Here is a 20,795-nt window from a genome sequence, read left to right on the forward strand (position 1 = left end):
TGCCGCGCCGGCGTTTGTATCAGCTTAGAATTTGAAGGACGCCCGCAGCGACACGGATGTCGCATCGGAGCCAACACCCGAGGTGCCGAACTGGTCAAAATCATGCTCCAGCACTTCACCGCCGATCAGCCACTGGTCGGTCACCTGGTAGGCAAGGCCAACGCCATAGAAGTCGCCGGTTTCGCTGCCCAGCGAGCTATCGGCCTCAGCCACACCGCCGGTCACATAGGCCAAAACCCGGCCGAAGTCATAACCGGCCTTCAACTTGGCACGAGCCACAGAGTCGACGGTTTCGCCGCCTCCCAGATCCAGGTCGGTTGCGTCATAGTCCAGTTCACCGCCCAGCACGAAGCGGCCGAAATCATAATTGTAGCCACCGTGGACACCATATGCGGTATCATCCCCCGAGGCACCGTTGCTGGCATCCGCGTCCAGCTGGCCCACCTGGCCACCCAGATAGAAACCGGTCCAATCGCCGCCCTCATTGACCACAACCGGCGCCGGTGCCGGCGCGGGTTCGACCACCGGCTCAACCAGATTGCCGGCAAATGCCGCACTGCCCATTACGGTTGCGATGGCTGTCATAGCTACGAAACGAGTCATTCAGACTTCTCCTTTTGCAGTCCCGGCGCAAGCTGTGCGCCGTTGACGCTTACAAAAGGTCTTTGCTTGCCAGTTTCCAGTGCCACCCGGCTCACAAGCTTTGACTTGGCGGTGAGCGGCCGAAATCCAGGATCCAGCCGCGCTTTTCCGCCGGAATACGCAAGCGGAAATCCGCCAAGCTATTGAAAGAAAGAAAAGCTTATCCTAGCGCCCGGCCAGGCACACGCTGCCGTGCACCTAAAACCGGAACGCTGCACCAACCGCCAGGGTTTCGCCGCGCGGACTTGCACTGCCGTCCCTTGGCCCCGCGTCATGATGCAGCAGCTCCCCGGTCAACTGAAGCGCTCGGTTCAGGGAAACACGCATGCCGAACCCAAACAGAGTCCCATAGCGCCTGCGGCCGGAGTCTTCGGCTTGAAGCCCACCAACAGTTACAAAGCCGGTGGCGGGCCCGAAGTCGTACCCCGCATGCAAGCGCAACTGATGCGTTTCTTCCGCCTGCAGGGCCCGTGTGAGCGGCCCGGTCTGCCCGGTTGCAACACTGCCCCCAAGGATCAGCCCGTCCGAACCTTCACTGTATCCAAAAGCGAATGAGTGCCCTTCGCCGCCTGGATTGCTGAAAGTAAGCGGGTTGGAGCTATCGAAAGCAGAGCGGCGGCTATCCTCAGCCGAACCGGATTGCCCATGCAAAGCGGCAATGGCGATTACCGCGGCGAACATTCGGCGGAGTTTGGTCATCCTAACCATCGGCATGTGGCTTTGCCTCTTTGCAATGCGCCGTTCAGCGCGTCATCCCCCTAGGACCCCATTTATACGCATTAATGCTTAATATTTCGTTCCAAGACTGCCCGAAACCCTCCTGCGCCAGAAGCGTTAAAAGTGGCGCCCCAACCGTAAAAAACATCGAAATTTATTAACAGTTCACGCATTCGGCCCCCTCACGAAGGACCAGGTGAAAAAAATGTCGCATTTTTCACCAAGGTCGTTATCGTGCTAGAAACTTCGCAAATGCATGCCAGACTGCCGCGAAGATCACAGGAGACCGCATGCAGGAAGAACGCAGCCTTCTTAACCTCGTCTGCCGCACCATTGGCGCGGCTCGGGGACGCGCCGCCAGAGGCCGGCCGTACTGAGTTGAAATAAAACACGTTTCATCTCACTTTCCTGAAAGGCTCCCAAAATGAACGACCAAGCCTCCCCTGCCCGCGCCACCCGCAGCGGCGGGCGCAATGCACGCCGTGCAGCCCGTGCTGCCGCTCTGCCGGACCATCTGCGTCCGGTCCGCCCCGGCATGGAATCCACCGCCCTGAAAATGCTGAACCAGGCGGACATGGAAAAGATCCACGAGGCCGCCCTTACTGCGCTGGAAGAAATCGGTCTTGCTGACGCCCCGCAGAGCGGGATCGATTACCTGACTGCCGCAGGCTGCAAACTGGGCGACGACGGCCGCATCCGCTTCCCCCGCGCCCTGGTGGAAGACACAATCGCCAAGGCAAACCGCTCCGTCACCCTGTTCAGCCGCGACGGCAAAACCGATCTGGAGCTTTCCGGCGGCCGCGTCCACTATGGCACCGCAGGCGCGGCTGTCAGTGTGGTCGATGTGCAGGGCAGAAACTACCGCGACTCCACCGTGCAGGACCTGCATGACGCGGCCCGCATCTGCGATCAGCTGGACAACATCCATTTTGTCCAACGCCCCATGGTCTGCCGCGACATTCCCGATAACCTCGAGATGGACTTGAACTCCATCTACGCCACCTGCGCCGGGACCACCAAGCATGTCGGCGTCTCATTTACTGAACCTGGGTATGTGAAACACGGGCTTGAGCTGCTGCACATGATTGCAGGCGGTGAGGACAAATGGCGCGAGCGCCCGTTTGTTTCCAACTCCAACTGTTTCGTGGTTCCGCCGATGAAGTTTGCCACGGAATCCTGTGAAGTGATGGAGGAATGCATCAAGGGCGGCATGCCTGTGCTTCTTCTGTCCGCAGGCATGGCCGGCGCCACAGCCCCTTCGACCATTGCCGGGGCCATCACCCAGGCGGTTGCCGAATGCCTGGCCGGACTGGTTTATGTAAATGCCGTAAAGCCCGGTGCCCCTGCGATTTTTGGCACCTGGCCCTTTGGCCTCGACTTGCGCACCGGCGCCATGTCCGTTGGCTCCGGAGAACAAGCCCTGCTGACCGCCGGCTGCGCTCAGATGCACAAGTTCTACAACCTGCCCGGCGGTGCCGCAGCCGGGGCATCAGATTCCAAGCTGCCGGACATGCAGGCTGGATGGGAGCAGATGTGTTCCGCCGTCATGGCGGGCCTTTCAGGCCTCAACATGGTTTATGAGGCGGCCGGCATGCACGCCTCTCTTCTTGGCTTCTGCCTTGAATCGCTGATCCTGGACAATGACCTGCTGGGCCAGGCGCAACGCTGTGTCCGCGGCATTGAGGTTAACGACGAAACACTTGCGCTCGACCAGATGCGCGCCACCTGCCTGGGCGGGCCTGGCCATTACCTGGGCACCGATCAGACGCTAGGCCGGATGCAGGTCGACTATGTCTACCCGGATCTGGGCGACCGCACGTCCCCCAAAGAATGGGTCGAGCGCGACAAGCCGGACCTGATCGAAAAAGCAGTCGCCAAAAAGGAAAAGATTCTGTCCGAACGCGCCTCAGCCCGATTTGACGCGGAAACTGACATGGCGATCCGGCAGAACTTCAATATCCATCTGCCTGCGTGACGCGGAACTGGATGACCTTTCAACGGGCCGGGATTTCCGGCCCGTTTTCGTTTACTCGCCGGCCTGAACTGCAGGCAGGATCCGCACAGCTCATTTGTGAAAATTGTCTTAACTTAGGCCTTGAGACCCCCAGCGACCTAGGTTAACTTATTGTAAAGCAACCAAGAAACGCAATTCCACGCGCCGGCCGACACGGCTCGGCCTGCATGAATGCAGCAGCAAATACGCAAAACAATATTGCAGAAACGCAAGTCAGGCCAGTTACCCGTTAAATAGGAGGCCGTTGCTTTGTAAAAATGCAAGGCTCGCCTGTGAATCGGCCCTCCATCTGCGATCTGCATTTTTTGTGGCAATGATGCCTGATCGGCTTCAATCAAGCGACAATTTTGCAAAGCACTGAGAGCGCGTTAACTTTCCTCCCGGCAGCATAGCACTTTCCAGCTAGGAAGTTTGCCGTCCCAAGCGCCTGAGGCGTTAACGACGTACCCGCGCCTCGACACTTTTTCAGGCGAAATTGGCAGCGTGGCTTCCTTTGCAGAATCCCCTGCACGTCTCAAATTTGAAAAAGCGCAATCCCATTTTGCGAAATCGCAGCGCAGAGCACTCCCCCGCGCTGCATCCAGGCAATCAGAAAAACGCCTGCAAACCGGTTTGGGCGCGCCCCAGGATCAGCGCATGCACGTCGTGGGTGCCCTCATAGGTGTTCACGGTCTCCAGGTTCACCATATGGCGGATCACATTGAACTCCAGGCTGATGCCATTGCCGCCGTGCATGTCACGCGCCATCCGCGCAATCTCCAGCGCCTTGCCGCAATTGTTGCGCTTGATGATCGAAATCATCTCCGGTGCGGCATTCGCCTCGTCCATCAGCCGTCCGACACGCAAGGACGCCTGCAGGCCCAGGGTGATTTCGGTTTGCATGTTCGCCAGTTTCAGCTGAAACAACTGGGTATTGGCCAACGGGCGGCCGAACTGTGTGCGGTCCAGGCCGTATTGACGCGCCGCGTGCCAGCAGGCCTCTGCGGCACCCATGGCACCCCAGCTAATGCCATAACGCGCGCGGTTGAGACAGCCGAACGGCCCCTTCAGACCTTCTACATGCGGCAGCAATGCGTCCTCGCCGACTTCGACGCCATCCATCACGATCTCACCGGTGATCGACGCACGCAGGGAGGCTTTGTTTTCGATCTTCGGCGCACTGAGACCCTTCAGGCCCTTGTCCAGCACAAAGCCGCGGATCTTACCGCCATGAGCTTCGGACTTGGCCCAGACCACAAACACATCGGCAATCGGCGCATTGGAGATCCACATCTTGGATCCCTTAAGCCTATATCCACCCTCAATTTTCTCGGCCCGGGTCTTCATACCGGCGGGGTCGGAGCCCGCATCCGGTTCCGTAAGGCCAAAGCAGCCAATCCATTCGCCGGTGGCAAGTTTCGGCAGGTATTTCTGGCGCTGTTCCTCACTGCCATATGCGTAGATGGGATACATCACCAGCGAGCTTTGCACCGACATCATCGAGCGGTAGCCGCTATCGACGCGCTCCACCTCGCGGGCCACCAGACCGTAGGACACATAGCCGCCTCCGAGCCCGCCGTATTCCTCCGGAATAGTGGTGCCAAGGAGGCCCATCTCGCCCATCTCGCGGAAAATCTCCGGGTCGGTTTCCTCGTTTTCATAGGCACTTAGCACACGCGGCTGAAGTTTCTCCTGGGCATAGGCGCGGGCAGAGGCGGAAATCATCCGCTCATCCTCGGTCAGCTGGTCCTCCAGACGCAGGGCGTCTTCCCAGTTAAAACGGCCCAGATCCGGGGCATCCTTGGCGCGCAGGGCGGGTTTGTCGGTCATCTTGTCACCTCAGTGGTTCGCGATTAGGCCAGACCCTAACGGGAGGTGAACGGAAAAAACAGCGAGACTTTGGCAACAAAGCATGACAAACACTCATACATGACTGCGCCACGCAAATTCCTGCCATCGATCTCCTCCCTGCGTGCCCTGGAAGCGCTGGACCGGCTTGGCAGCGCCTCAGCCGCGGCTGATGAACTGGCGCTGACGCAGGGCGCAGTCAGCCGCCAGCTGCAAACGCTTGAGCGGCAGTTGGGGATGGAGCTGGTGCAGCGGGATCAGAAACGGCTAGCCCTGACATCAGAGGCACAGGATTACGCAGCTGAGATCCGCCAGGCATTAAACCAGATCGTGCAATCCACCCTGCGCCTGCAAGCCGCGCCGCTGGCAGGGACGCTTAACCTAGCGATCCTTCCAGCCTTCGGCATGCGCTGGCTGATGCCGCGGCTGCCGGAGTTTGCCCGGCTGCATCCGGATGTGACCATCAACATGGCGACCCGGCTGGAGCCATTCAATTTCGCCACTGAACCCTTTGATGCTGCGATACATTTTGGAGATGCGTCCTGGCCGGGCACCCAGTCATTGCTGCTGAAGCATGAGCAATTGCTGCCGGTCTGCGCACCGCAGCTTCTGGAGGGGCGCAGGGTTGATGCGCCGAAAGACATCCTGAAGCTGCCGCTGCTGCACATCCAAACGCGGACAGCCGCTTGGAAAGACTGGTTTGAACACCAAGGCATAAAGACCAGCGCGGGCTTGAACGGGACGATCTATGATCAATTCGCAACCATCACCCAGGCAGCATTGCACGGGTTGGGGGTCGCGCTGATGCCGGATTACCTGGTGGAACAGGATCTGGCCACCGGCCGCCTGCTTGCGCTGCATCCGGAGCCGGTGGAGACCGCAGGCGCCTATTACCTGGTCTGGCCGGAGCGGAAATCAAACGCGCCGGCGCTGATGAAATTCCGCGGCTGGCTGGCTGGCAAGGCGCAGCCGGAGGATCCGCTGCCGCGGTGAGAATCAAAGAGTGAAAATCAGGGGGTGACATGCGTGCACCCCCTGTACACCCCTTGTGCACCCCCTGGTGCCGTTTCAGCCCAGGGCGTAGCCCGCGCCGCGAACTGTGCGGACGGGATCGTCGCCGCCATGCTGGGTCAGCGCTTTGCGCAAGCGGCCGATATGGACGTCGACGGTGCGGGTGTCGACATAGATGTCGCGGCCCCAAACCCGGTCCAAGAGCTGCTCGCGGCTCCACACCCGGCCCGGCTTCTCGATGAAGGTGGAGAGCAGGCGGAATTCGGTTGGCCCCAGCTTGAGCTGATTGCCGGCCCGGCTGACCTTGTGGGTTTCGGCGTCCAAGACGATGTCGTCGTATTCCAGCCGAACCCCGACCGTGGAGGGCCGGACCCGGCGAAGCTGGCTGCGCACGCGGGCCATCAGCTCCACAACCGAATAGGGTTTCACCACGTAATCATCCGCGCCGGTTTCCAGGCCGCGCACCTTGTCCACCTCCTCTGACCGGGCAGACAGCATGATCACCGGGATGTTGCGGGTTTCGGCGCGGGTCTTGAGGCGGCGGCACACTTCAATGCCGCTGAGGTTGGGCATCATCCAGTCAAGGATGATGATATCCGGCATGTCCTCCTCGACCACCAGCAGCGCTTCCTCGCCGTCCTTGGCCTTGAGCACGCGGAAGCCGTCAGCTTCGAGATTGTAAGCCAGCACTTCCCGCTGCGCCATTTCGTCTTCTACAACCAGAACGGTGGGCTGGTCGGCAGCCATCGGTCAGATCTCCTGCGGTGTGGTCGAGGTGGTGTCGGCTTTCTTGCGGTCTTCTTCCGGCTTTTCGCCGGTGACCAGATAGATCACCTGTTCGGCAATCGCAGTCACATGGTCGCCCATGCGTTCGGTGTTTTTTGCGATGAAATGCAGATGCATGCAGGCCGAAATGTTGCGCGGATCTTCCATCATGTGGGTCAGGAATTCGCGGAACAGAGCGTTGTACATCTGATCCACATCGCGGTCGCGGGCAATAACGTCGGCGGCGAGTTCCGGATCGCGCTGGATGTAGGAGTCCAGCGCATCTTTCAGCATCCGCTCCACCTCACGCGCCATGCGGCGGAGGGCGGCGGCGCCTTCACTGATGTTCGGACCCTGAGCCAGCACGGTGGTACGTTTGGCCATGTTTTTTGCATAGTCGCCAATGCGTTCCAGGTTACCGGCGATCTTCATCACCGACAGCACCAGCCGCAGATCAGAGGCGGTTGGCGACCGCAGGGCGATCAGTCGGGCGGTTTCCTCGTTGATCAGTTCTTCCAGCCCGTCGATGGCCTTGTCGCCCTGGCGCACGGTCAGCGCCAGTTCTTCGTCGCGGGTCTCAAGGGCACGGGCGGCTTCGCGGATGGCGTCCTCGACCAGACCGCCCATTTTCATGATCCGGGCTTGAATTGCCTCCAGATCGCGGTCGAATGCAGATGCAATATGCTGTGCAGTCATTTGTTTTTCCTAGAAATCAGCCGATCCGGCCGGTGATATAGCTTTCGGTGCGCGGATCTTCGGGGTTGGTGAAGATCTGGCCGGTGGGGCCGAATTCCACCAGGTTTCCGAGGTGGAAGAAGGCGGTCTTCTGGCTGACCCGCGCGGCCTGCTGCATCGAGTGGGTGACGATCACCACGGAATACTGGCTGCGCAGCTCGTCGATCAGTTCCTCAACCTGCGCAGTGGCAATCGGGTCCAGCGCCGAACAGGGTTCATCCATCAGCAGCACCTCAGGCTCCGTCGCAACGGCGCGGGCGATGCACAGGCGTTGCTGCTGGCCGCCGGAGAGACCGGTGCCAGGGGCGTCGAGGCGGTCCTTCACCTCATCCCAGATGGCGCCGCGGCGCAGTGATTTTTCCACGATTTCATCCAGTTCCGCCTTGTTCTTGGCGAGACCATGAATGCGCGGGCCATAGGCCACGTTGTCATAAATCGACTTGGGGAACGGGTTCGGCTTCTGGAACACCATGCCAACCTTGGCGCGCAGCTGCACCGGGTCGACGCGCTTGTCGTAGATGTCCTCGCCGTCCAGCAGGATGTCGCCCTTCACGCGGCAGATGTCGATGGTGTCGTTCATCCGGTTCAAGCAGCGCAGGAAGGTCGACTTGCCGCAGCCGGAGGGGCCGATGAAGGCGGTGACGGTCTTGTCCTCGATCTCAACGTTCACGTTTTTGATCGCGTGGCTGTCGCCGTAATAGACGTTCACGTCCTTGGCAGCGATTTTAATGTTCTGGGTTTCCACGGTCTTATCCATCACGGTCATGTCGTTCATTGCACTATGCCCCTTTTACCAGCGGCGTTCAAAGCGGCGGCGCAGGATCACGGCAAGCGTGTTCATGGTCACCAGGAAGAGAAGAAGGATGATGATGCCGCCCCAGGCGCGTTCGTAGAATGCGGGGTCGGCGCGTTTGGCCCATTCGTAGATCTGGGCAGGCATGGCGGAGTTCGGCGCCAGCAGGCCGTCAGACAGGGTTTCCGGCGCATTGGAGGCAATGAAGCCGACCATGCCGATCAGCAGCAGCGGTGCGGTTTCCCCCAGCGCCTGCGCCAGCCCGATGATGGTGCCGGTCAGGATGCCGGGTGCCGCCAGCGGCAGCACGTGGTGGAACACCGCCTGCATCTTGGAGGCGCCGACGCCCAGGGCGGCATCGCGGATCGACGGCGGCACCGATTTCAGAGAGGCGCGGGTGGAGATGATGATGGTCGGCAGGGTCATCAGCGTCAGCACCAGACCGCCCACCAGCGGCGCCGAGGTCGGCAGGTGCATATAGTTGATGAAGACCGCCAGGCCCAGGATGCCGAATACGATCGACGGCACTGCTGCGAGGTTGGAGATGTTCACCTCAATCAGGTCCGTCAGCCAGTTCTGCGGCGCGAATTCCTCAAGGTAGATCGAGGCCGCGACGCCGATAGGCAGCGCCAGTGCAAGCACCACCAGCATCATGAACAGCGAGCCCAGCATGGAGACGCCGATGCCAGCCGCCTCGGGGCGGGCGTCGGAGGCATCGGCACCGGTGATGAAGTCGAGATTGAAGGTCTTTTCCAGCACCCCGGCAGCGGCCAAAGCATCAACAAGATCGAGCTGTTCGGCGGAGATATTCTTGTCGTTTTCGATGCTGTCGCGGGTCACCCGGCCTTTCAGGTAGCCGTCCACCCGACCCGAAGCGAGGAAGCGGAACTCCACCGTCTGGCCGATCTGGTCCGGGTTGGCGATCACGTAGTCTCGCAGTTGGGCGGCGACGTCTTTGGACAGGATGCCGGCCAGTTCCTTGGGTTTGAGGCCGGTCTCAATTCCCAGTTCCTCAATCGCGGTCTCCATCGCACCCTTGATGATCGGGGCGTAGCCGAAGGTGGTGACCTTCTTGATGTCCTCGATGTTCCGGTTGCCCTTCTTGTCGAGCTTGGCTTCCAGCAATTCCACATTCAGCGTGACAAAGGTCTGCTGAAAGGCACCGGTGCCTTTGCCGACGATGGTGGTCACCAGCACCAGCAGCATGATCAGGCCCGCGGTAATCGCGGCGATGCCATAGGCCTTGAACCGGGTTTCGGCAGCGTTGCGTTTGCGGGTGCGCGAAGATTTTTCCAGCAGCGAGCCGCCGTGTTTACGGGGCGCAGCGGCTGCGGGGGTTTGGCTGAGGTCAGTCATTATTCGTACTGCTCCCGGTATTTGCGCACGATGTAGAGCGCCAGGACGTTCAGGCCGAGGGTCAGGACAAACAGGGTCAGGCCCAGGGCAAAGGCAACCAGCGTTTCCGGGCTGGCAAAGTCGGTGTCGCCGGTCAGCTGGCTGACGATACGGGTGGTGATGGTGGTCATCGATTCCAGCGGGTTGGCGGAAAACTTGGCAATCGCCCCTGCCCCCATGACCACGATCATGGTCTCGCCGATGGCGCGGGAGGCGGCCAGCAGCACAGCGCCGACGATGCCCGGCAGCGCGGCCGGCATCACCACCTGGCGCACGGTCTCGGACTTGGTGGCGCCAAGGCCCAGCGAGCCGTCGCGCATGGCCTGCGGCACCGCGTTGATGATGTCATCAGACAAAGAGGAAACGAAGGGGATCAGCATGATACCCATCACAAGGCCAGCGGTCAGAACCGAGGTCGCCCCGGCCATCCACTCGACACCCAGGAGGCCGCCCTTGCCAAAGAGGTTTGCCAGCGCGGGGCCAACGGTCAGCAGCGCAAACAGGCCGTAAACGATAGTGGGAATGCCCGCGAGGATCTCCAGCAGCGGCTTGGCAAAGGCACGCACGGCACCGCTGGCGTATTCCGACAGGTAGATGGCGGCAAACAGGCCAACCGGAACCGCCACCAGCAGGGCGATGAAGGAGATGTAGAGCGTGCCCCACAGGAGCGGAAGGATCGACAGTTCACTGCCGCCGCGGAAGTTGGGTGCCCAGGTGGAGCCGAAGAAGAAGTCGGTCCAGCTGTGCAAGCCAAAGAAGTTTTTGGTTTCAAACAGCATCGACAGCACGATGCCGATGGTGGTCAGGATCGCCAGCGAAGCGGCCAGGACCAAGAGCGCCAGCACCGCGCGCTCCACCACGTTGCGGGCGCGGAAATCCTTGTGGGTGCGGCTGTAGGCCCAGCCAAAGCCGCCAAGCGCCAGCAGCGCGACAACGACGGTCATTGCGGTGCGGCCGGTATTCGAGAGGTTGCGGTAGGCCTGTGCGGCATTCAGCACTTCCGGGCGCACGTCGTCGCCAAGGGCCACGCCCACCTCGCCCATCAGGGCACGGACGTCCTGGCCGCTGTCAGCGACATTGCGGGCCTCACGGGCGGTCAGCAGCCCCTGCTCCACCGCCAGGTCCAGCCCTTCGGCCACGCGGCGCACGTCGCTCATCACCAGGCCAATGGTGGAGCTTTCCGGGACTGCTTCCGCCGGGATCATGCCGGAGACGCGGGTTTCGATAAACATGGGCTGGGCCAGCAGCCAGATCGCAAGCGCACCGATAGCCGGCACAAAGGCGGCAAGAGAAACATGATAGCCATAATATGACGGCAGTGAATGAAGGTCTTTGACATTGCCCGCAGCGGTGGCAATCGCGCGGCGGCGGCCGCCGTAAAAGCCCGCGGCAGAGAGCGCAAGCAGGAGGGCAACAAGCCAGAAAGTGGGCATGAAAAGCTCCGGTTTTGGCGGTGGCGTATCAGCTGCGGCAGCGCTGCCGCGGAAAAAAGTGCCGGGGCGGATGTCTCCGCCCCGGCCAGGATCATTTCGAACGCGGGGCGATTAGGAGTTGCCGCCCATCACGGCTTCGCTGGAAACAGCTTCCTGGGTGTCGGACAGTTCCGGGTCAGCCACCAGGCCATATTCGGCCAGCGGGCCGTCGGGACCTGCGACTTCGTCCGCGACGAAGAACTCAGCATATTCTTTCAGGCCCGGGATCACGCCGATGTGGGCTTTCTTCACGTAGAAGAACAGCGGGCGGGAGACCGGATATTCGCCGGTTGCGATGCTCTCGGTGGAAGGAACGATACCGGACATGGTTGCAACCTGCAGCTTGTCGGTGTTGTTCTCGTAGAAAGCCAGGCCAAAGACGCCGATGCCGTCCTTATTGCTTTCGATACGGGCCAGGGTCTCGGTGTAGTCGCCGTCGATGTCGACCGACTTGCCGTCGGTGCGCAGAGCGATACAGGCTTTCTCGGCCGCTTTCTTCTTGGCTTTGTCGCTGTCGCCTTCGGCGTGGGCCAGCAGGTGCTCAAATGCGCCGGTGGCTTCGCAGCCGGCCAGGATCACCTTGTCTTCGAACACTTCGCGGGTGCCGTGCTTGGTGCCCGGAACGAAGGCCTGAATGTCGACCGCCGGGAAGTCGGCGTTCACATCAGCCCAGGTCTGGTTCGGGTTATCGACCAGCTCACCGTCAACCATCACCTTGTCGGACAGGGCCAGGAACCAGTCGGTCGGGGTGAATTCGAAGGAGTTGGCGCTGCTGTCGGAGGCAAACACGATGCCGTCATAACCGATGCGCACTTCGATGATGTCGGTCACGCCGTTTTCTGCACAAGCGGCGATTTCCTTGTCCTTGATTTTGCGCGACGCGTTGGCAACGTCGATGGTGTTCTCGCCGACGCCTTCACAGAAGCGCTTGAGGCCAGCGGAGGAGCCGCCGGATTCCACAACCGGGGTCGGGAAGTCGAAGTTTTCGCCAAAGGCTTCTGCCACGATGGAGGCGTAGGGCAGAACGGTGGACGAACCGGCAACCTGCACCTGATCGCGCGCAGCAGCAGCGGTTGCGGAAACGGCGGCGATTGCCAGGGTGGATGCGGTCAGTTTCACAAAGGACATTTGTGTCTCCAAGAGTTTGATAGGTCGATCACCCCCTCGATGATCTTGCCGCCTCTCCTATGGGGTGGTGATGAGGCTTTTGTGACAGGTGTGTAACAGCTGTATGACAAAGCCGGTTTTTGACGAAAAATTTCCGTCACAAACGAAAAACTGCCGGTCATGGGACCGGCAGCGTTCTTTAACGGTCTGATTGATGGCGCAGCTGCCTACTCTGGAAGAATGACGGTGAAAACAGACCCTTGCCCCAGGTCGCTTTCAACACGCAGCCGCCCGCGGTGGCGGTTGACGATGTGTTTGACGATTGCCAGACCCAAACCGGTGCCACCCAGTTCACGGGACCGGTGGCTGTCAGCGCGGTAAAAGCGCTCCGTCAGCCGCGGCAGGTGGACGGGATCGATTCCCGGGCCGTTGTCGATCACCTGGACACGCGCGGCAGGCGCGCGCACCGAGGGATCGCGCTCAGTATGCGTCAGCACGACCCGCACCTGATCACCGCCGTATTTCACAGCGTTCTCCACCAGGTTGGTAAACACCTGCTGCAACTGATCCGGGTCGCCGGTGACACAGACCGGGTCCTCCGGCGCTTCCAGCGTCATTGCGGCGCCGCGCGCCTCAGCCACCGGCGCAAGTGTCTTGAGGGTGGAGGCCAGATGCGCAGTCAGATCCACCTGCTCCTTGGGACGGACCCGTTCTTCGCTTTCCACACGGTTGAGCGACAGGAGGTCCCCGACCAGACGGTTCATCCGGCTGGCCTCGCCCTCCATGATCGTGAGAAACCGGTCGCGCGCAGCGGCATCGTCCTTGGCCGGGCCGCGCAGGGTTTCGATGAAGCCGATCAGCGCCGTCAGCGGCGTGCGCAGCTCATGGCTGACGTTGCCGACGAAATCGCGGCGCATCTGGCTGGCCTGCTCGCGTTCCGTGATGTCGTCGAAACAGGCCAGAACCGCACCGCCGCCCACCGCACCGATGCCGGGCACATAGCGCAGAGTAACCGTGTAAGTGGTGTCCTGCGCGCCATCATTGGACAGGTGCCGGGCGGTGCGTGCGTCCTTGTCGTGCAAGCACGCCTCGATCGCGGTGGCAACGCTGGGCTGGCGCAGGATGGTGGCGAAGTGGCGGCCCTTGATGCCCTGCCCCAGAAGCGCTTCTGCACCGCTGTTCACGGCGATGAAGCGTTCGGTCTGGTCCACCATCACGGCCGGCAGCGGAATGGCCGCCAGAAATCCTTCTATCAGATCGGTCGTCATCTGTTCCCCGCTGTTGAGAGTCCGGCCTGCCTACTGCTGCAGTGTAAACCTGTTGTGGCAGCAACCGTTCAAGCAGCGCAAAACCGCCCGGGTTGCGGCGGTTACAGCGGTTTCAGCTCCGCCCGGAAGCGGCGCATATTGTCCTGGTAGAGCAGCGCGCTTTGGGTGAGTTTTTCGGCCAGCGCTGCATCCACCTCCCGCACCACTTTGCCGGGGCTTCCCATCACCAGGGAGTTGTCGGGGATCTCCTTGTTCTCGGTGATCAAGGCCCCTGCCCCGATCAGGCAGTTTTTGCCGATCTTCGCGCCGTTCAGGATGGTGGCGCCCATGCCGACCAGGGTGTTCTCGCCGATGGTGCAGCCATGCAGCATCGCCTTGTGGCCGATGGTGCAGTTTTTGCCGATGGTCAGAGGGTAGCCCGCATCAATATGCATGACCACGTTTTCCTGCACGTTGGTGCCTTCGCAGATGCGGACCTCCTCGTGGTCGGCACGGATGGTGACGCCGAACCAGACCGAAGCCCCCGCCTCCATCACCACCTTGCCGATCAGGTTGGCATCGGGGGCGACCCAGGTGTCCTCATCTATTTGCGGCTGGTGCGAACCAAGAGCGTAAAGGGTCATGACTGTTCCTCGAACTGGGTTTGCAGGGCGCGGACGTGATCCTGCAGCTTGGGCTGCTGGATACGGCGCATGCGCTCGGCCTCGACGATGGTTTTCAGCTTGGCTTCGGTCTCGTCCAGATCGTCGTTGACCAGCACATAGTCATAATAGCCCCAGTGGCTGATCTCATCCCAGCTTTTCATCATCCGCTTGGAGATTACCTCGTCGCTGTCCTGCGCCCGGGTTTCCAGACGGCGGCGCAGTTCGGTGATCGAGGGCGGCAGAATGAAGATCGACAGAGCGTGTTTGCCCAGGTCGGAGTTGCGGATCTGGATCTCCCCCTGCCAGTCGACGTCGAACAGCACGTCCTGACCGGCCTCGATGGTGTCCTTTACCGGGCCTGCAGGCGAGCCGTAGAAGTTGCCGAAGACGTGGGCGTGCTCCAGCATGCCGCCCTCGGCAACCTTCTGCTTAAACTCATCCTCGGACATGAAATAGTATTCACGGCCGTGCTCCTCCCCCGGGCGCGGGGCGCGGGTGGTGGCGGAGACCGAGAAGGCAAGCCCTGGGTCCCAGGCCATCAGGCGGCGGGCCAAGGTGGATTTGCCTGCGCCCGAAGGCGATGAGAGGATGATCAAAAGGCCGCGGCGGTCCGCCATCTGGGCACTCCTTTTCTTATTCTATGTTCTGCACCTGCTCGCGCATCTGGTCGATGACGGTTTTCATCTCAAGCCCCACCGCCGTCAAGCCGGCATGCTGCGCCTTGGAGCAGAGCGTGTTGGCCTCGCGGTTGAACTCCTGCATCAGGAAATCGAGCTTGCGCCCCACGGCACCGCCCTTGACCAGCAGATCGCGGGCAGCGGCCACATGAGCGCCAAGGCGGTCCAGTTCCTCGGTCACGTCAGCCTTGACCGCGATCAGCGCCAGTTCCTGCGCGACACGGTCCGGGTCGGCGCCATCTGCATTGTCCATCACCCGCGCCAGATTGGCCGTCAGCGTTTCAGCCATCTTGGCCTTACGCTCCTCGGCGCGCTCCGCGGCTTGTGCGGTCAATGCAGCAACCTGCTCCAGCTGAGTGTTAAGGATTACGGCAAGCGCGGCGCCTTCGGCCTCGCGCATTTGCAAGAATTCCGCCACAAGGCTTTCCAATTCCTTGCCAAGCGCAGCCACCAGAGGCGCCGGATCGTCATCGCCCGCGGATTGTTCCAGCACGCCTTTGAAGGATAAAAGCTCCGCTGCGGAGGCCGGCCGGACCTCCACCCGGTTCTGCTTGGCAAGCGACTGCGCCTCCCCCAGCGCCTTGACCACAGACTTCAGAACCGAGGCGTTCACCTGCAGCTGCCCGGCGCTGTCCTCAGTCCGGGTGATCCGGAGTGTCAGCGACACATTGCCCCGCGCCAGCGCCTTGGACAGGGCGGAACGGGTCATGTTTTCAAGCCCTTCCAGCCAGTCCGGCACCCGCAGGCGGATATCCAGCCCCTTGGCATTGACCGACCTGAGCTCCCAGCTCCAGCTGTGCTGATCGGAGCTGCCCTGTGCCGAGGCAAAGGCGGTCATACTGCGGATGGTCATTGAAAGCCCCCTGAACACTGGTGATTAATCTGCTCTACTGTCTTGAAACTACAGGGTGCAAGCGCAATTGCAAAAACGGGCGCATGCGAAGGCGTTAACCATTGCTTTAAGATTTAGTCCAAATTTGAATTAGATTGTGTCATCTTAACTTCAGGGTAACCATACCGGCCCTAAGTCTTAAGGCAGCAAGGAGCTGCGCGGGACCACAGGATGTCCGGAGTTGCAGGGGAAAACGAGATGATTTTTGGCAGCCGCAGTGGGGATGGCCTGTCTGACGGACAGGCAAACGTAGTATCCATGAACCGTTTCCGCAAAGGCGGGGCACTGTCGCCGCTGCGCCAGGCGGAGGCTTATTGGACGGCGCTGCGCCGCGGCGACGATGTGCCCAGCCGCTCGCAGATAGACCCCCGCGGGCTGGAGAATATCCTGAGCAACACCTTCATTCTTGAACGGATCGCGCCAGGCATCGCCCGTTTCCGTCTGGCAGGTTCCCAGGTCAATGAGATGGCGGGCATGGAAGTGCGGGGCATGCCGGTGACCGCGTTTTTCACTGCAGACGCTCGCAAGCAGCTGAGCAATGCAATGGAGCACATGTTCGACACGCCTGCAGTGGTTGAGCTGGAATTGCAGATCCTGGCGCCGCGTCTCAGCACCCCGCGCGAGGCCCGCATGCTGCTCCTGCCGCTGCGCAGCGACCTGGGCGATATCAGCCGGGTGCTGGGGGTTCTGGTGGCGGATGAGGTAACGTCAGTCACATCCCAGCGGTTCTCGATCACCTCGATTGAGATGCGTGCCGTTGGCAAAGCCGATACCTCCGCCGAGTTCAAAGCCAAGCCGCGTGCCGAGGCCAAGGATGCCCCTGCGGACGTGAACCAGCCCAATCCGGGCTTTGCTGAGACCCAGGCCCGGTTCAAGCCGGAACGCTCGCTGCTGGATGAGGCCAAGGCAATGCTGGAGCGCAGCCGGGCCGGCAAGACAGAGGAGCCGGCCGATCCCGCCCCAGCCAAGCGCAAAGCCGCACCGCATTTGCGCCTGGTGGTTAGCCGCGACTGACCCAGACCCGGCACTGAGAGAATTCAAGGTTCAAGTACAAGGTCATAGCTGCTTGAATTGACTGCGCCCCAGTGGAGAACCTCCGGGGCGCTTTTTTGTTCGTCGATGGCTACAGCAGGTGCTGTCAGCCGGCCTGGCGGGCGCTTTGCGCTGCGCGCAGGGCAGACAGTTCTTCCGCCACCAGGAAGGCCAGTTCCAGCGACTGGCTGGCGTTGAGGCGCGGATCGCAGGCGGTGTGGTAGCGGTCCGACAGGTCCTCTTCGGTCACAGCGCGCACACCGCCGGTGCACTCGGTCACGTCCTGGCCGGTCATCTCGAAATGCACGCCGCCGGGGATGGTGCCTTCGGCCTTGTGAACACCGAAGAAGTCACGCACTTCGCGCAGAACGCTGTCGAAGGGACGGGTCTTGTAGCCAGTGGAGGACTTGATGGTGTTGCCGTGCATCGGGTCGCAGACCCAAGTGACATTGGCACCCTCTTCCTTCACTGCCCTGACCAGGCGCGGCAGGTGCTCGCCCGCCTTGCCTGCGCCGAAGCGGGCGATCAGGGTCAGCTTGCCTTCTTCGTTCTCGGGGTTCAGGCGGGACATCAGCACCTTCAGGTCCTCAGCCGTGGTGGTCGGGCCGCATTTCAGGCCGATCGGGTTCAGCACGCCGCTGCAGAATTCCACGTGGGCGCCGTCAGGCTGCCGGGTGCGGTCGCCGATCCAGATCATGTGGCCGGAGCCGGCCAGCCATTTTCCGGAAGTGGAATCGAGTCGGGTCAGCGCCTCTTCGTATTCCAGCAGCAGACCCTCGTGGCTGGTGTAGAAGTCAACGGTAGAGAACTCATGGGTGGTGTCGGCAGTGATGCCGGCAGCTGCCATAAAGTCGATGGTGTCCTGAATACGGTTTGCAATCTCGCTGTATTTCTGGACTTCCTGCTCATCAGTGAAGCCGAGAGTCCAGGAATGCACCCGGCTCATGTCTGCAAAGCCGCCGGTGGAGAAGGCGCGCAGCAGGTTCAGGGTCGCAGCCGCCTGGGTGTAGGCCTGCAGCATCTTCTGCGGGTTCGGGATGCGGGCCGCGGCGGTGAAATCCAGTTCATTGATGATGTCGCCGCGGTAGCTGGGCAACTCCACGCCATCGATGGTCTCGGTCGGCGCGCTGCGCGGCTTGGCGAACTGGCCCGCCATGCGGCCCACCTTCACCACCGGCACCTTGGCGCCATAGGTCAACACCATGGCCATCTGCAGCATTACCTTGAAGGTGTCGCGGATCGCATCTGCGCTGAACTGGTCAAAGCTTTCGGCGCAATCGCCGCCCTGCAGCAGGAACGCCTCGCCGCGCCCGGCCGCACCAAGGTGCTGTTTCAGACGGCGCGCTTCACCGGCAAACACCAGCGGCGGATACTTGGAGAGCTGAGCCTCGACAGCGTTCAGCGCTGCGGCATCGGTGTAGTCCGGCATCTGCACCCGCGGCTTGTTGCGCCAGTCCGATTTTTGCCATTCGCTCATGACTTTATCTCCGCATCAGAGGTCTTTAGAATATGTTGTGTGCTCTATACAAAATCCGCCGGGGGGAGGCCAGTTTAGAATTGCGGAGACTTGACCCCGCGTCCAAGCTGTGAGCACGGTTTTCCGACCTGCCGCGGAGCGTGCTCCCGCGGCCCGACTTGTTTCTTGAAGGACGCCCGCCATGCAGACGCCACGCAAGCCTGCTGTTTCAGGAGTAGCCATCGGCCAGCCGAAGAGGTTTGTCTTTGTGCTTCTCGACAAATTCACCCTGCTTTGCTTTTCGGCCGCGATGGAGTCGCTGAGGATCGCAAACCGGATGGCTGGCAAGGAATTGTACAGCTGGTCTGTGGTCGGTGAAGGCGGGGAGACGGTAACGTGTTCCGCGGGAACTGTCTTTCAGCTCGATTCGGACCTGGATGAGCTGCAGCGCGACGATACCATCATGCTGTGCGGCGGTATCGATGTTCAGGACGCCTCCACCAAGAAGATCCTGTCCTGGCTGCGCCGTGAGGCACGTAAGGGGCTGATGGTCGGCGGGTTGTGCACAGCGTCCTACACGCTGGCCAAGGCAGGGCTTCTGGACGGCAAACGCGCGACCATTCATTGGGAAAACGCGGACAGCTTCAACGAGGAATTCGACGAGGTCGAGCTAGCGAAATCGGTCTTTGTGATCGACGGGAACCGGTTGTCGACAGCTGGCGGCACCTCCTCCATCGACCTGATGCTCAAGCTGATTGCCAATGACCACGGCGAGGATCTGGCCAATGCAGTGGCGGACCAGCTGATCTATTCCTCGATCCGCACCGACCAGGATACCCAGCGGCTGTCGATCCCGACCCGGATCGGCGTGCGGCACCCGAAGCTGTCGATGGTGATCCAGATGATGGAAGCCAATATCGAAGAGCCGATCAGCCCGTCGATCCTGGCGCAGGATGTGGGCATGTCCACCCGCCAGCTGGAACGGCTGTTCCGCCGCTACCTGAACCGCTCGCCCAAGCGCTATTACATGGAGCTGCGGCTGCAGAAGGCGCGCAACCTGCTGATGCAGACGGATATGAGCGTAATCAACGTAGCGCTGGCCTGCGGCTTTGCCTCGCCGTCGCATTTCTCAAAATGCTACCGGGCGCATTACGACACCACCCCCTACCGCGAGCGGGGCAGCAAGGCGGCAGCGTATAAGGCCTGAACCCCGGCCCCGGCGGGCGGTTATCTGGAAACCCTGAAGACCGCCCCTTCGCTCTCTGATGCAAACCAGATGCTGCCATCGGGCGCTTCCTGCACATCGCGGATGCGCCCGGTTTTACTGCTGCGCAATTGCTCCAGCTCCCTCAGCGGGGAGCCTGACAGCCGGGAGATGTAGCCGAACTTGAGCGAGCCGAMAAAGATTTGGCCCCGCCACTGCGGCCATATCCGGCCGGAATAGATCATCATGCCCGAAGGCGCGATAGACGGATCCCAGTACCATTCCGGCTGTTCCATCCCGGGTTTGGCTGTGCCTTCACCGATTTTTGCCCCGGAGTAGTGGCGGCCGTAAGAGATCACCGGCCAGCCGTAGTTTGCCCCCTTGCGGACGCGGTTCACCTCATCGCCGCCTTTGGCGCCATGTTCCGCCACCCAGAGATTGCCCTGCAAATCCAAAGCCACACCCTGCGGGTTGCGGTGCCCGTAAGACCAGATTTCCGGCTGCGCAGCTTCGGTTCCTGTGAACGGATTGCCCGCGGGCACCGTGCCGTCGCGGTTGATCCGAACCATTGACCCCTGATGCAGCCTCAGGTTCTGGGCGCTGGGCCGGTCTCCGCGTTCCCCCAATGAAATGAACAAAGTGCCATCCCGCGCCTCTACTACACGGGAACCGAAGTGGCGGCCGCCAGTGGCGCCGGGCGCAGCTTCGAACAGGATGCGCAAATCTCTCAAAGCGCTGTTATCGGCGCTGAGACGGCCCGCGGCCAACGCGGTTCCCGCACCGCGCCCCTGCTGCTTGGCAAAGGTCAGGAAAACCTCCCGGCTGGCTTGGAAATCCCGCGGCACCATCACATCCAGCAGGCCGCCCTGCCCCTCTGCCGCCACGGCAGGCGTGCCGCTGATGCGATTCTTTTTCCCGTCCAGAACATGGAAAAGCGCGCCGTCCCGCTCCGTCACCAGAAAGCCGCCGTCCGGCAGAAACGCAATGGCCCAAGGCACATCAAACCCGCCGGCCATCTTCGTGACGCTCAAGCGGCCAAGGCTGCTGTCCATTGTATCTGCCTGAACAGTCTTGGAAAACGGCACCAGCAGAAGCACAGCCGACAAAATGAGTAACCGGCGCAACATTTTTGCTTCCCCTTTCG

Annotated in this window: 19 protein-coding genes; 4 read left to right on the forward strand and 15 right to left on the reverse strand. The window is 61.3% G+C overall.

Going from position 1 to position 20,795, the window contains the following annotated elements; all coding sequences use genetic code 11:
- Positions 1 to 24 precede the first annotated feature (24 nt).
- Together A9D60_RS08815 and A9D60_RS08820 are read right to left on the reverse strand one after the other, a co-directional pair.
- Positions 25 to 603 (reverse strand): outer membrane protein, encoded by a 579-nt coding sequence (locus A9D60_RS08815; RefSeq protein ID WP_065267227.1) that lies wholly within the window; start codon positions 601 to 603, stop codon positions 25 to 27.
- Positions 604 to 840: 237 nt separating this feature from the next.
- Positions 841 to 1,341 (reverse strand): hypothetical protein, encoded by a 501-nt coding sequence (locus A9D60_RS08820; protein ID WP_254656654.1) that lies wholly within the window; start codon positions 1,339 to 1,341, stop codon positions 841 to 843.
- A gap of 442 nt (positions 1,342 to 1,783) precedes the next feature.
- Here A9D60_RS08820 and A9D60_RS08825 point away from each other — a divergent pair, with 442 nt between their 5' ends.
- Entirely contained in the window at positions 1,784 to 3,334 is a 1,551-nt protein-coding gene (locus A9D60_RS08825) for a trimethylamine methyltransferase family protein (protein WP_065267229.1), read from the forward strand.
- A gap of 627 nt (positions 3,335 to 3,961) precedes the next feature.
- On the opposite strand, the gene A9D60_RS08830 is transcribed toward A9D60_RS08825, so the two are convergent.
- Positions 3,962 to 5,182 (reverse strand): acyl-CoA dehydrogenase, encoded by a 1,221-nt coding sequence (locus A9D60_RS08830; RefSeq protein WP_065267230.1) that lies wholly within the window; start codon positions 5,180 to 5,182, stop codon positions 3,962 to 3,964.
- Positions 5,183 to 5,281: 99 nt separating this feature from the next.
- Here A9D60_RS08830 and A9D60_RS08835 point away from each other — a divergent pair, with 99 nt between their 5' ends.
- Positions 5,282 to 6,193 carry a LysR family transcriptional regulator gene (locus A9D60_RS08835; RefSeq protein ID WP_065267231.1) on the forward strand — a complete coding sequence of 304 codons (912 nt, stop codon included), beginning with the start codon at positions 5,282 to 5,284 and terminating at the stop codon, positions 6,191 to 6,193.
- A 75-nt stretch (positions 6,194 to 6,268) separates the two neighbouring features.
- On the opposite strand, the gene phoB is transcribed toward A9D60_RS08835, so the two are convergent.
- From phoB to A9D60_RS08885, 10 genes are all read right to left on the reverse strand, one after another.
- Positions 6,269 to 6,958, reverse strand: coding sequence for a phosphate regulon transcriptional regulator PhoB (gene phoB, locus A9D60_RS08840; RefSeq protein ID WP_039183088.1), 690 nt, complete (start codon positions 6,956 to 6,958; stop codon positions 6,269 to 6,271).
- A gap of 3 nt (positions 6,959 to 6,961) precedes the next feature.
- A complete protein-coding gene (phoU, locus tag A9D60_RS08845) occupies positions 6,962 to 7,672 on the reverse strand; it encodes a phosphate signaling complex protein PhoU (RefSeq protein ID WP_065267232.1) in 711 nt (236 codons plus the stop codon).
- A 16-nt stretch (positions 7,673 to 7,688) separates the two neighbouring features.
- Positions 7,689 to 8,486: a phosphate ABC transporter ATP-binding protein PstB gene (pstB, locus tag A9D60_RS08850; RefSeq protein WP_065267233.1), complete on the reverse strand. Its 798-nt coding sequence runs from the start codon at positions 8,484 to 8,486 to the stop codon at positions 7,689 to 7,691.
- 15 nt (positions 8,487 to 8,501) lie between these two features.
- The gene (pstA, locus tag A9D60_RS08855) at positions 8,502 to 9,860 is read right to left on the reverse strand and encodes a phosphate ABC transporter permease PstA (protein ID WP_065267234.1); all 1,359 of its coding nucleotides are present in this window, start codon (positions 9,858 to 9,860) and stop codon (positions 8,502 to 8,504) included.
- Positions 9,860 to 11,332, reverse strand: a complete 1,473-nt coding sequence (gene pstC / locus A9D60_RS08860) for a phosphate ABC transporter permease subunit PstC (protein WP_065267235.1) — start codon at positions 11,330 to 11,332, stop codon at positions 9,860 to 9,862. The genes pstA and pstC overlap by 1 nt, the downstream gene beginning before the upstream one ends.
- Positions 11,333 to 11,443: 111 nt before the next feature.
- Entirely contained in the window at positions 11,444 to 12,499 is a 1,056-nt protein-coding gene (locus tag A9D60_RS08865) for a substrate-binding domain-containing protein (RefSeq protein WP_065267236.1), read from the reverse strand.
- Positions 12,500 to 12,705: 206 nt separating this feature from the next.
- Positions 12,706 to 13,746, reverse strand: coding sequence for a sensor histidine kinase (locus tag A9D60_RS08870; RefSeq protein ID WP_065267237.1), 1,041 nt, complete (start codon positions 13,744 to 13,746; stop codon positions 12,706 to 12,708).
- A 101-nt stretch (positions 13,747 to 13,847) separates the two neighbouring features.
- Entirely contained in the window at positions 13,848 to 14,369 is a 522-nt protein-coding gene (locus A9D60_RS08875; protein WP_065267238.1) for a gamma carbonic anhydrase family protein, read from the reverse strand.
- Complete coding sequence (gmk, locus tag A9D60_RS08880) at positions 14,366 to 15,007, reverse strand: guanylate kinase (RefSeq protein WP_019296313.1); 642 nt, start codon at positions 15,005 to 15,007, stop codon at positions 14,366 to 14,368. Before gmk ends, A9D60_RS08875 begins: the two co-directional genes overlap by 4 nt.
- A gap of 16 nt (positions 15,008 to 15,023) precedes the next feature.
- The gene (locus A9D60_RS08885) at positions 15,024 to 15,920 is read right to left on the reverse strand and encodes a YicC/YloC family endoribonuclease (RefSeq protein WP_065267239.1); all 897 of its coding nucleotides are present in this window, start codon (positions 15,918 to 15,920) and stop codon (positions 15,024 to 15,026) included.
- Positions 15,921 to 16,157: 237 nt separating this feature from the next.
- Between A9D60_RS08885 and A9D60_RS08890 the strand changes: the two genes are divergently transcribed.
- Positions 16,158 to 16,973 (forward strand): PAS domain-containing protein, encoded by an 816-nt coding sequence (locus A9D60_RS08890; protein WP_065267240.1) that lies wholly within the window; start codon positions 16,158 to 16,160, stop codon positions 16,971 to 16,973.
- Positions 16,974 to 17,097: 124 nt separating this feature from the next.
- Here the strand turns inward: A9D60_RS08890 and A9D60_RS08895 are convergent, their stop codons facing one another.
- Positions 17,098 to 18,468, reverse strand: coding sequence for a class II 3-deoxy-7-phosphoheptulonate synthase (locus A9D60_RS08895; RefSeq protein WP_065267241.1), 1,371 nt, complete (start codon positions 18,466 to 18,468; stop codon positions 17,098 to 17,100).
- A 181-nt stretch (positions 18,469 to 18,649) separates the two neighbouring features.
- Here A9D60_RS08895 and A9D60_RS08900 point away from each other — a divergent pair, with 181 nt between their 5' ends.
- Positions 18,650 to 19,654, forward strand: coding sequence for a GlxA family transcriptional regulator (locus A9D60_RS08900; RefSeq protein ID WP_065267242.1), 1,005 nt, complete (start codon positions 18,650 to 18,652; stop codon positions 19,652 to 19,654).
- Between the two features lie 20 nt (positions 19,655 to 19,674).
- Here A9D60_RS08900 and A9D60_RS08905 read toward each other — a convergent pair whose 3' ends face one another.
- Entirely contained in the window at positions 19,675 to 20,778 is a 1,104-nt protein-coding gene (locus A9D60_RS08905; protein ID WP_065267243.1) for a PQQ-dependent sugar dehydrogenase, read from the reverse strand.
- Positions 20,779 to 20,795 lie beyond the last annotated feature (17 nt).

The organism is Leisingera sp. JC1, assembly GCF_001679925.1.
Taxonomy (GTDB): domain Bacteria; phylum Pseudomonadota; class Alphaproteobacteria; order Rhodobacterales; family Rhodobacteraceae; genus Leisingera.

Excerpts from the sequence above, each read along its gene's own strand:
- pstB (WP_065267233.1), bottom strand. The coding sequence starts at position 8,486 with ATGAACGACATGACCGTGATGGATAAGACCGTGGAAACCCAGAACATT.
- A9D60_RS08875 (WP_065267238.1), bottom strand. The coding sequence starts at position 14,369 with ATGACCCTTTACGCTCTTGGTTCGCACCAGCCGCAAATAGATGAGGAC.
- phoB (WP_039183088.1), bottom strand. The coding sequence starts at position 6,958 with ATGGCTGCCGACCAGCCCACCGTTCTGGTTGTAGAAGACGAAATGGCG.
- A9D60_RS08895 (WP_065267241.1), bottom strand. The coding sequence starts at position 18,468 with ATGAGCGAATGGCAAAAATCGGACTGGCGCAACAAGCCGCGGGTGCAG.
- gmk (WP_019296313.1), bottom strand. The coding sequence starts at position 15,007 with ATGGCGGACCGCCGCGGCCTTTTGATCATCCTCTCATCGCCTTCGGGC.
- A9D60_RS08830 (WP_065267230.1), bottom strand. The coding sequence starts at position 5,182 with ATGACCGACAAACCCGCCCTGCGCGCCAAGGATGCCCCGGATCTGGGC.
- A9D60_RS08825 (WP_065267229.1), top strand. The coding sequence starts at position 1,784 with ATGAACGACCAAGCCTCCCCTGCCCGCGCCACCCGCAGCGGCGGGCGC.
- A9D60_RS08815 (WP_065267227.1), bottom strand. The coding sequence starts at position 603 with ATGACTCGTTTCGTAGCTATGACAGCCATCGCAACCGTAATGGGCAGT.
- pstA (WP_065267234.1), bottom strand. The coding sequence starts at position 9,860 with ATGACTGACCTCAGCCAAACCCCCGCAGCCGCTGCGCCCCGTAAACAC.
- A9D60_RS08900 (WP_065267242.1), top strand. The coding sequence starts at position 18,650 with ATGCAGACGCCACGCAAGCCTGCTGTTTCAGGAGTAGCCATCGGCCAG.
- A9D60_RS08885 (WP_065267239.1), bottom strand. The coding sequence starts at position 15,920 with ATGACCATCCGCAGTATGACCGCCTTTGCCTCGGCACAGGGCAGCTCC.
- A9D60_RS08865 (WP_065267236.1), bottom strand. The coding sequence starts at position 12,499 with ATGTCCTTTGTGAAACTGACCGCATCCACCCTGGCAATCGCCGCCGTT.
- A9D60_RS08870 (WP_065267237.1), bottom strand. The coding sequence starts at position 13,746 with ATGACGACCGATCTGATAGAAGGATTTCTGGCGGCCATTCCGCTGCCG.
- A9D60_RS08835 (WP_065267231.1), top strand. The coding sequence starts at position 5,282 with ATGACTGCGCCACGCAAATTCCTGCCATCGATCTCCTCCCTGCGTGCC.
- pstC (WP_065267235.1), bottom strand. The coding sequence starts at position 11,332 with ATGCCCACTTTCTGGCTTGTTGCCCTCCTGCTTGCGCTCTCTGCCGCG.
- phoU (WP_065267232.1), bottom strand. The coding sequence starts at position 7,672 with ATGACTGCACAGCATATTGCATCTGCATTCGACCGCGATCTGGAGGCA.
- A9D60_RS08820 (WP_254656654.1), bottom strand. The coding sequence starts at position 1,341 with ATGACCAAACTCCGCCGAATGTTCGCCGCGGTAATCGCCATTGCCGCT.
- A9D60_RS08890 (WP_065267240.1), top strand. The coding sequence starts at position 16,158 with ATGATTTTTGGCAGCCGCAGTGGGGATGGCCTGTCTGACGGACAGGCA.